Below are 11,101 nucleotides of genomic sequence, written 5' to 3'. Positions count from 1 at the left end.
TAAGAATGAATTACGGAATACGTAAATGCCGATGTGTTCAAATATCACTCCGCTAATACATCCCTCCATTGGGGCATGGATCCCAGATCGTCGCTCCGCTCCGTCTGGGATGACGGTGTGAGGGCATAAAAAAGCATTTCTGTATGTTCAACAGCGATCAGATGTATAGTACAACGCATACTTGGAGATTTACGCGCTAAAAAAAACAGCTCGCAACGGCTGGCAGAGCCGATTTTGAGCAGATCAAAGTCCAAAACCACAATTGAAGTTACTTAACGCGGTGTGCAGGTTTTTTTGCAATCTATGTGGGACTGCTCCTACAGGGGAAGGAGATACGCCGTTATCGCTTTCACATCGGAACTCGTCGCGAGGCTCCGCCTCGTGACGCTGCCATTCAGGGGCACAACAGGCATGACCCTTCGGGCCCCTCTGCCCCGTCCGTATTGCAAGACCAGGACGCAATCAGGACTCCACGCGTGCCTCTTACAGGGCCATCACGCTTTGTCGCAGAGCAATGACCATCGTGAGACAAACCCGCACATGCCGTTACTTAGGTCCTCTGAAAACATGGCGGCACTTGCTCTATTCCATTGAATCGCCCTTTTGCTCTTCCACAGCGCAGACGAGTACGCGAACTGCTCCCTCATGCCCTTGCGCCTGGGCAATACACCGTGCCGTTTCGTCATCTTCGGAGCGTAGCAAAGGATCGGCACCTGCATCCAGCAAGCGCTGAATCACATCGATATGTCCACCAAAAGCGGCTCCCATCAGTGCCGTATCCCCGCCCTTTTGTTTAATGTTAGGATCGGCGCCAAACTGCAGAAGCAAAGCCACGATGTTATCATGCCCCTCCAGAGCAGCAAATCTGAGCGCCGTCTCTCCGCGATTGCCCTGTACGTTAGGATCAGCCCCAACTTCAAGAAGCATATCTACAATTTCTGCAGAGCCATAGGACGAAGCACCGATCAGAGGCGAGAAGCCGTATCGTGCTCGCTTGTTAGGATCCATCCCTGCCTCAATAAACAGCCGCACAGCCTCCGTATCTCCATGCCGCGCCGCGTCGTAAAAGTCTTGCGTTTCTAATGCGTACCCCCGATCAACAAGCGCTTCCTCGGGAGGAGGGGCACACCCGCAAACGAAAACAGCAGCCCACCTAAGCGCCAACATATACGTCATCCGTTACATGCGAACTCGCTCTTTGTATTGAGGGGTATCTTACTATTGTGTTCGCAGAATAGCACCGCACCAAAGTTTCAGGCACAGAACGATCGGCGCCACCGCGCAACGACAGCTTGGCTGCATCGTAGCATACCCACTGTACAGAGTTGACGGCCTGTCGTACAGGTTGTATATTGCATGCTTCGCATCTGTACTCGCCCATTCTGTTTGCCGCCTCGCCTACGCCATGGCCGACCGCTATCTCGTTACCGCCCGCAAGTACCGCCCCGCGGTGTTCTCGGATCTGGTGGCCCAAGACCATGTGGCCGATACGCTCAAAAATGCGCTGCGCATGGATCGCCTGGCGCACGCCTACCTGTTTAGCGGACCGCGTGGCGTGGGCAAAACCACCGCAGCGCGCATCCTGGCCAAAGCCATCAACTGCGAAACGCCGCTGGAGGAGCGCCCCGACAACGCCGAGCCGTGCTGCACGTGCGATTCGTGCCAGTCGTTCGAGGACGGGCGCAGCCTCAACATCTTCGAGATCGACGCCGCCTCCAACAACAAGGTCGATGACATCCGCGAGCTGCGCGAGTCGGTGCGCATCCCGCCACAGGGCAGCCAGAAGAAGGTGTACATCATCGACGAGGTGCACATGCTCTCGAACTCGGCGTTCAACGCGCTGCTGAAAACGCTCGAAGAGCCGCCGCCGCACGTGCTCTTCATCTTTGCCACCACCGAGCCGCACAAAGTACTGCCCACCATCCTGTCGCGGTGCCAGCGGTTCGACTTTCGGCGCATTCCGGTGCCCCGCATCGTCACGCGCCTGCGCCACATCTGCGAGAGCGAAGGCATTACCGCCGACGAGGAGTCGCTCATGCTCATTGCCCGCAAAGGCGACGGCGCCCTCCGCGATGCCCTCAGCGCCTTCGACCAGGCCGTCTCGCTCTGCGGCGAAACCCTCACCTACAGCGAACTCGCGCAGGCCCTCGGCGTCGTGGACCGCGACCTCTTCTTCGATCTGGTCGACCACGTGGCCAACCAGAACAGCGGCGGCGTACTGCAGCTCGTGCAGCGCGTGATGAGCACCGGCTACGACCTGCAAGAATTCCTGGCCGGACTCACCGAGCACCTGCGTCACCTGCTCGTAGCGCACACGCTGGGTCCGGAGGCGCTCTCCGACATCGCCGAGAGCGCCCGTCCGCGCTACGTGGAAAGCAGCCAGCGCTTTAGCGAGGCCGATCTGCTGCGCCTCCTCATGATCGTGGGCGATGCCGAAACCGACGTAAAGCAGAGCAGCCAGCCCCGCCTGAAGCTCGAACTGGCCCTGCTCAACATGGCGCACCTGAGCCGTGCGGGCGATCTGCAACAGGCCCTCAACCAGCTCAGCACGCTCGAAGCCCACGCCGAGCAAGGCACGCTGCCCACCGCCGCCCCTGTGCAAGAGTCACCGTCGTCCGGTTCTCAGGGGGAAACCGAAGGCACGGCGTCCCAACCCGCATCGGCACCGCCCCCCACCAGCGATTCCACGTCCCAGGCAACAGGCGCCTCGCAGGAACAGGCGCGCGGCTCCACGCCGTCGAGCGCATCCGCCCGCTCTCCGGAAGACTCATCCTCCGGTAGCGCCGAGGCCGAGCCATCACCGAGCACGGAGCCGAGTGAGTCAGGCAACGCCCCCGCCTCCGAATCCACCACGAGCGAACCCGACACGGGCACGGAGACGGAGCCTACGGCCGAGGACCTGACCGCCCGCGCCGCCGAACCAGCCCGCACGCCGCGCCCCGATGCTGCATCCACTGCGAAGGACTCGCCGGGCACGCCCGATGCCTCTGCTTCCCCCAAACCTACTCCAGAACCCACCGACGCTGCCGACCCCGAAAACGAAGCGGACGCCGAAGACGAGACCGATGACGAGGTCTCTGCGCCCCCCGACGATTCCGAGGATACAACGCCCGCGCCGCCAGACGATGACGCCCCCGATGCGCCGCGCTCAGAGCCTTCATCGTCGAAGCCTGCCTCTTCGGAGGCGCCCGCCGGCAACGACGCCGGGTATCATGACCTGTTCAACCCGCCTGCGCTATCGGACGACGACAGCTCCTCGGGCGATGGTGCGCCCCAGAATACGATGCAAGAAGCCTCCGCCACCGGCTTTTCGAATCCGGGGCCAGCGGTAGCCACCGAGCCCGACACCGGTCCCGCGCTGCTCCAGACCCTGACCGATGCGTGGTCGCAGTATGTGGAGCGCGTGAAAGACGAGCGCAAGGGCGTGGGGAGCCTGCTGGGCGAGGCGCGTCCGGCCCGCTGCGCCAACGGCACGCTGCGCCTGACCGTGCCCAAAAAGCTGCATCGCGACACGCTCATGGGCTGCACCGATCTGCTTCGCACGCATCTGCCTGATGCGGTAAACGACGCCGTAGACCGCATCGAAATTGACGTGCAGGCGCCCGAACCCGATGCGGCGCCGTCCTCTTCTTCCAGCGACACGCCCGCCGACCCGCGCGCCCAGATGCAGGCACTGCGCGCCAAGTACGACGGACTCAACGTCCTTTTCACTATGTTTAAGGCCGAACCCGTGTGGTAGCTGTCGGCTCATGCGGATGGATACGGATCGACCACCTGTGTTGCACGTTGCATCGTTCATGTTGCGAACGAAGCAACTTCTTTTGTTCTTACGTTCTCTTTGTATATCTCTCTATAGCGCTATGGCTAACGGTGGACCCAACATGGGCGACATGTTCAAGAAAATGATGGACATGCAGAAGAAAATGACGCAAGCCCAGGACGAACTCGCTGAAAAGACGGTAACCGCCGAGGCAGGTGGCGGCATGGTCAAGGTAACGGCCAACGGCAACCAGACGATTACCGCGATCGAGATTGAGCCCGAAGCCGTGGACCCCGACGACATCGAACTGCTCGAAGACCTCGTGATTGCGGGGGTGAATAAGGCCCTTGAAGAGGCTTCGGAGATGGCACAGCAAGAGATGAAGAACTCGATGGGCGGTATGCTGCCTCCGGGGATGGACCTGGGTCAACTCGGGCTGTAACCTGCCGGGGTTTTTCACCATACCGCGCCCTCTTTCTGCTCTCTGTGCTGGCCCATGCAGTTTACGTCCGAATCCGTAGAAACGCTGGTGGAAGAGCTGGCGAAGCTGCCCACCATTGGCCGCAAAACAGCGCAGCGCCTCACCAACCACGTGCTCAAAATGCCGCGTGAAGAGGTCGAGGCGCTCGCCAGCGCCCTGGTCAATGTCAAAGACCAGGTGATGCAGTGCTCCACCTGCTTTGTGGTGACGGATCAGGATCCGTGTCCCATTTGCAACTCGCATCGCCGCAACCGCGCCACGATCTGCGTGGTGGAGGAGTCGAGCGATCTGCTCGCTATTGAGCGCACGGGCGATTACAACGGGCTCTACCACGTGCTGGGCGGTGTCATCTCGCCGCTGGATGGCGTGGGCCCCGACGACCTGCGCATTCGCGAACTGGCCCAGCGCATCGACCCCTCGTTTCCGGGGGAAGACAACCCGCCCGATGCTGCCGATGCTGCCGATGTCGACGACGAGGCCGACACCGAACCCGGCAATGGCCCTGAACCGGTGCCCGTGGACGAGATCATCCTGGCTGTAAATCCGAATGTGGAGGGCGACACTACAGCGTACTACATTGCACAGCTGTTGGAACCGTTCGATGTGGAGTTGACGCGCATTGCACGCGGGCTGCCTATCGGCGGCGACTTGGAGTATGCCGACGAGGCTACGCTGGCACGCGCCCTCGAAGGGCGGGGCGCGGTGTAGCGGTTGGGGCAGCTCGGGCTACGTATCTCCGCAAGCCCTTTCCCCTCGTATCCACACAAGGCTTCCTTTTCCTCTTACTTAGCTGGATGCATCATGACCATTACTGTCGTTGGAGCCGGAGCCATTGGCGCTGCTGTTGTACGTGAGCTGTGCCGCCACGATGATGTGGACCAGGTGCAGGTGTGCGACACCCGATCGCGGGCGCTGCAAACCCTGCACGATTCGGTGGAGCACAACGGGGCGCTGCGCTCGTTCCAGGTGGATGCGCGCGACTTGGGCGTGCTCTCGCAGATTGTGCGCGAAAGTAACTGCGTCATTAGCGGCGCGCCTTCCGAGCTCAATCCCGAACTGGCCGAGCTGTGCCTCGACCTGGGCGTCAACTTCTGCGACCTGGGCGGTAACGAGGACATTGTAAAGCAGGAACTGGCCCTTAACGATCGAGCCCGGGAGAAAGCCGTTTGGATTGTGCCCAACTGCGGGCTGGCGCCGGGCCTGGTGAATGTGCTCACCATGCGCGGCCTGGAGCAGTTCGACCGGCCCACGGCTGCGTCAATCCGTGTGGGCGATGTGCCCCTGAATCCCGAACCGCCGTTTAACTTTCGCATCTCGTGGTCGGCTGAGCGCATTATCGACGACTACACGCGTCCGGCCCAGCACATTGCAGATGGCAAGCTCGTTGAGGTAGATGCGCTCTCGGGCGACGAGACCATCCGCTTCGATGGGCCGTTCGAAAACATGGAGGCGTTCAGCACTCAGGGCGGCCTCTCGACCCTCACCGATACGCTCGATGGGCGCGTGCCTTCGTTCGATCACAAAACCATCCGGTGGCCAGGCCACGCGCACCAAATGCGCTTTGTGATCGGGCTGGGCTTTGGCCAGGAGCGCAAAATTGGCGTGCGCACGCACCTCACCTATCGCGATTTGCTCGTACGCCGCATGCGCGAGCGCCTCAGCGGCGACTACGAAGATGCGGTGCTGATGCGCGTTATGGTGCAAGGCGAGAAAGATGGCGCCCCGAAAACGCTCGTGTACGAAATGGTTGAGCGCTACAACGAAGATGACAATCTCACCGCCATGATGCGGTGTACCAGCATTCCCATTGTGGTGGTCGCAAAAATGATTGCCGGGCACACCATCTCGGAAGGCGGAGCCCGCGTGCCTGAAGCCATTGTGCCCAAAGAAGACTACTGCGACGCGCTGCGCACGCAAGGTCTCAACATCACCGAAACATGGTACGACGGCCATGTGCGTGTGACCGACAAGCAGCCCGCCGATGCCACGCATACCGCGTAGGCCCCCCGTACCCTGCAATGCGGCGCAGCACAGCGGAAGCGGTCGTTTTTCACTTGCCTTCGAGGGGCACAGGTGTTACATTGTCGTATCCTTCGTGCCGCTCCGTATGTTTAGAGCCTGCGCCGCTGACGCCGGTGTAAGAGGTCGGCATACTTGAGACCGGGCGTAGCTTACATTGCTACATCTGTCATTCCAGCGGGCCGAATCTGTAGACAGAATCTACAGGCAGAGTCTACAACTGCATGGCATGCCTCCTGTCATCTCGAACTGAACCTTGCTGCGTATCGGCACACATTGCTACCACATTCTTACAGGCTGCTTGTTAGCCTAATCGGTGTGCAATCACCGGCTCCCGGTTGGCTCGTCGTACCGTTTGTCATACCGGGCCCATCGTTAACAAGTAGCCTTGTCCATGACCGAATGGACCTGCGTCTGCTCTTGCTGTACCTGGAATCTGTGCCGTTGCGATCCATTGCTGTACGTTCTGTTTGGTGGTCGCCCTGGGGTGTCGTGCTCCAGTGCATAGGCTGTGCGGCCATTTCGTTTGCTCTGTGGAGCCATGCCGGAGCCATGCCTGCCGCTCCGCTTCCTACTCCTATGCCCAGCATACCGGAGGGAGCCCACATTGCTGACGCATGGGCCGAGGCCGATACCACGTGGGCCGATACGACATGGCACCGTGGCGGACTTCGGGGGGATACGCTGGATGTTCTGCCGGATACGCTCACGGCGCGCATAGCCGCCGACACAACCTACGAGCGCGCAGAGCGACTGCTGCGGCCACGCACCGGCCGGCCGAATTTTGTCGAACGGCCCAGTCCCTCAATTCATCCACGCGCCCCGGCTCCATCGGCGACGCTCGACACACTCACGTTTGGCACCGACCGCGAAACCTATCGCCTGACCACCGCTGCGGGGCGCACCTTTCGCGTGGCCGATTCGACCTACCGTGCGGAACGCTACGCAGCCGACCGAACCGCCTCGTGGCGCGAACTCACCGCCACACGGCGCCAGCAAGCCGCCCGCGACGATCCCGTGCTTGGGCTCAACGTTGTGGTGCCCGGCGGGCGCAGCAGCGCCTTTTCGACTGTGTTCGGATCCCCCGAAGTGGACCTGCGCGTCGTCGGAAATGCCAACATCGATGCTGGGTTCAACTACCGCACCAGTCAGGAGCGCGCCGCCACAACCGGCGAGGCGGGACAGCTCGACCCCGACTTCAACCAGGACCTGCAGTTGGGCATTACCGGCACCATCGGCGACAAGCTCGAAATTGATGTCGATTGGGATACGAACAACCCATTCGAGTACCAGAACCAGGTCAGCATTCTCTACACCGGCTACGAAGACGAAATTCTACAGCGGGTAGAGGCGGGTAACGTCTTTCTGGATACCCCGTCGTCGCTGATTCGGGGAGGACAAAGCCTGTTTGGGCTTAAGAGCGAGTTGCAGTTTGGCAACCTGAGTCTCACCGCCGTAGCCAGCCAGCAAGAAGGGCAAGGCAATACGCTTTCGATTGAAGGGGGCGCCGAAAGCACCGAGTTCGACCTGAAAGCAACCGATTATGACGACAGCAAGCACTTCTTCCTGAGCTACTACTTCCGCAACCGGTGGAACGATGCGCTCGAAGATCCCAACGCCATTACGACGTTTGACGGCTTCGATCGCATTACCGACATCGAAGTGTGGCGGCTTGAAACCTCGCCCGACCCCGACGCGCAGAACGTGCGGCGGGGCGTGGCCATGGTTGATATTGGTGAGCCGACCGGGGTACTCACCGAAGCCGACGACTTCACCGACCCGCAGCTACCAAATAGCCAAAACCATCAATACAGCACCAACGACCTGGAGACCCTGCGCGATGGCGACACCTCCACCCCGTCGTCGCTGCTGACCGAAGGAATCCCCGAACCCCTTACCGAACAAGACTTTCAGGTCGGGTCGTATCGGCGTCTCTCAGAGGGGCGCGACTACACCTTAAACGACCGGCTCGGGTACATCTCGCTTCAGGAAAACCTCCGCTCCAACGAAGCGATCGCTGTGGCCTTTCGGTACCGGCAGGGCGCTGAGTCCATCCAGGTGGGCGACTTCGCCTCCGACAGCGGAGGGGCCAGCGGCGGCATTAACGACGACCGCCTGGTGCTCAAGCTGGTGCGCCCGGCCAACCCGGTACAGCCCGGCACCGAAACCAACCCGGCGTCCTGGTACCTGGAGATGCGCAACATCTACCCGCTTCAAGGGCGCAACTTCAACGCCGAAAACTTCGAACTCGACATTGACTACGACCCGTCGGGGCAGTCGGCCTCGAATACAATTAACGAGGTGGCCGGACAAACGCCGCTGCTGCAAGTGCTTGGCCTCGACCGCCTCAACCGCGACGGCGCCCCGCGTCCCGACAACGAATTCGACTTTATTCCGGGCGTTACCATCGAGCCCGACGAAGGTGTCCTTATCTTTCCGTTTCTTGAGCCCTTCGGGGATCGGATTGTGGACGTGGCCACAGCCAGTGGAAGCACCCCCGCCGTAGGCGAAGAGTTTGCCTTTCGCGACTTGTATAGCCAAAAAAAGGAGACCGCCCGCGACAACAGCGGCGACAACGTCTATCGGATTCGAGGCTCCTTCCAGAGTAGCGTACAGGAGTTCTTCGACCTCGACGCCTTTGCCGGCATTGTAGAAGGCTCGGTGGAGGTCCGGTCGGGCGGCACGGAGCTCCAGGAGGGGGCCGACTACGTGGTAGACTACCAGGGCGGTACGGTGAACATCACCAATCCCAGCTATCTGGCCGCGGGGCGCGATATAGAGATCAACTACGAGGAAAACACGCTGACGCAGGTGCAGCAGAAGACGCTACTGGGGGCGCGGGCCGACTATGAAGTGCGAGAGCGCCTGTCGCTCGGGGCCACCGTAATGCGGCTAAGCGAGCGGGCTCCTACCGACAAGTTTCGCATTGGCGAAGAGCCCATCCAAAACACCATCTGGGGTGTAGACGGCTCGGCCGACGTGGAGCCCGACTGGCTCACCCGCGCTGTGGATGCGCTGCCGCTCATTCAAACCCGCGCCGACAGCCGCGTCTCTGTGTCAGGCGAGTTTGCCCAACTGCGCCCCGGGCACGCCCAAACAAATGCGTTCGACAGTGCCCGAGACGACCTGCAAGATGCTGGGTTCGATTTTGATTCCGATGAGCTAAACGGCGTTTCGTTCATTGATGACTTCGAGGGCTTCCGCAATACGTTCTCGCTTCGGTCGCAGCCCGAGGCCTGGACGATTGCCTCGCCGCCGCTCTTTCCAGATGAATCCTCCGAATCCCCCTCGCTGACCGACGACTCGCTGCGTACCAATTGGCGCGGCCGACTCGGGTGGTACCAGCTCAACAACAGCAACCGCGATCAGGTCGCCGATCGTTCTTCGGTGCGTGGCAATCCAGAGGCCACCGAACTCGTCGACACGCGCGACGTCTTCCCCGGGCGCGACCTGCGTGGAGAGACCGACCCTACGCTCCGTACGCTCGACCTGCACTTTAACCCGTGGAGCCGTGGGCCCTACAACTTTACACGAGCAATGGATGCGTTCATCCGCAACCCGAAAGATGTCTGGGGCGGTATGATGCGCTCACTGCCCGAGGGCTTTACCGACTTCTCCCTCCAGAATGTGGAGTTCGTAGAGTTTGTCTTTAAGCCGTATGCACAGAATGAACAGGAGGATGCAGGAAGGGATGCGACGCTCCATCTGAACCTGGGCACCATCTCTGAAGACATCATCCCCGATGGGCGTCTCAATGCGGAAGATGGGCTTTCGTGCAATTTCGGAGGGAGCTTCTCCATCAACGGATGGGCCCGGCTGCCTTCTGGCCAGCAAAACGGCACCGTTGATGTTGATAGCGATTGCACCCAAGACCTGGGAATCAACGGGTTGGTGTCGTCGCATGAGGGCGGCTACCCGGAAACGCTCACCGAGGAGTTCCAGTACCGCGATTTCCTGAATTCGCTCGATCAGGTCAATCGGGCCGGGTTAACCCCGGAGCAGCGGGAGCGCCTCGACGCCGAAATTGCCCGTGCCCAGCGCGACCCGGCAGGCGACGACTACCACTTCTACAGCAACCACGAGTTCTACGAAGACCCGGAGCTCTTTCCGCCAGAAAACTTCCCGAACGGAGCCACCATTCAGGATCGCTTCAGCCGCTACTTTGCGGGGATGGAACTGAACACCTTCGAAGGGCAAAGTCGCCTGGCCACCAACGTGTCTGAGGCGCGGGGCCGCTCGCGCTCGCCAAACACCGAAGACCTTAGCTTTACGGGCAGCGTCGATCTCGAAAATAATTACTACGAGTACGACATTCCGCTGAGCCGTTCCGAACTGTCTGAACAAGCGCGGCCCGAAAACACAGACAACTACATCGTGAGTGAGGTGGGCAACGGCTGGTACAAAGCCCGCGTGCCGGTGCGCGACTTCACCCGTCGCATCGGCGATATCGACGACTTCAACCGCATTGAGTCGATGCGCATCTGGACGCAGGGCCACGACGCGCCTATCACCATTCGTATGGCCTCGTTCGAACTGGTGGGCAGTCAGTGGCAAGCCTCCGAGACCGTGCCGACGGAGGACTCGCTAATGGCTGGATCCGGAGCGCTCCGAGTCTCCAGCATTAACAATGAGGAGGACCCGACGTATTCGCCCCCGCTCGGGGCTATTATCGGGCGCGACCGCACCAGCCGGGGCGCACAGCGCCTGGCCCGCGAGCAGTCGATGGTCCTCTCGGTCGATGAAATGCAAGCCGAGACGCAGCGGGGCGTGTTTAAGACATTTACGCAGGGATTAGACCTGCTCAAGTATGCCAACATTCGGATGCATACGCACCTGCATGG

General features: G+C 60.8%; 6 protein-coding genes. 5 read left to right on the top strand and 1 reads right to left on the bottom strand.

What is annotated here, in order from left to right; genetic code table 11:
* Window positions 1-582: 582 nt before the first annotated feature.
* Window positions 583-1,167 (bottom strand): ankyrin repeat domain-containing protein, encoded by a 585-nt coding sequence (locus tag R6U20_RS00665; RefSeq protein WP_410335944.1) that lies wholly within the window; start codon window positions 1,165-1,167, stop codon window positions 583-585.
* 238 nt (window positions 1,168-1,405) lie between these two features.
* On the opposite strand from R6U20_RS00665, the gene dnaX reads away from it, so the two are divergent.
* From dnaX to sprA, 5 genes are all read left to right on the top strand, one after another.
* Window positions 1,406-3,739, top strand: coding sequence for a DNA polymerase III subunit gamma/tau (gene dnaX / locus R6U20_RS00660; RefSeq protein WP_410335943.1), 2,334 nt, complete (start codon window positions 1,406-1,408; stop codon window positions 3,737-3,739).
* A 121-nt stretch (window positions 3,740-3,860) separates the two neighbouring features.
* Window positions 3,861-4,202, top strand: coding sequence for a YbaB/EbfC family nucleoid-associated protein (locus R6U20_RS00655; protein WP_410335942.1), 342 nt, complete (start codon window positions 3,861-3,863; stop codon window positions 4,200-4,202).
* A gap of 54 nt (window positions 4,203-4,256) precedes the next feature.
* Window positions 4,257-4,949: a recombination mediator RecR gene (locus R6U20_RS00650; protein ID WP_410335941.1), complete on the top strand. Its 693-nt coding sequence runs from the start codon at window positions 4,257-4,259 to the stop codon at window positions 4,947-4,949.
* A 93-nt stretch (window positions 4,950-5,042) separates the two neighbouring features.
* Window positions 5,043-6,242: a saccharopine dehydrogenase family protein gene (locus R6U20_RS00645; RefSeq protein ID WP_410335940.1), complete on the top strand. Its 1,200-nt coding sequence runs from the start codon at window positions 5,043-5,045 to the stop codon at window positions 6,240-6,242.
* A 597-nt stretch (window positions 6,243-6,839) separates the two neighbouring features.
* Window positions 6,840-11,101: cell surface protein SprA (gene sprA / locus R6U20_RS00640; protein ID WP_410335939.1), on the top strand; the 4,262-nt coding region annotated here is incomplete at its 3' end.

Source organism: Longimonas sp., assembly GCF_046498435.1.
In the GTDB taxonomy this organism is placed as follows: domain Bacteria; phylum Bacteroidota; class Rhodothermia; order Rhodothermales; family Salinibacteraceae; genus Longimonas.
Note: the sequence above shows the minus strand (reverse complement) of the source record. Positions and strands in the feature narration are given on the sequence as shown.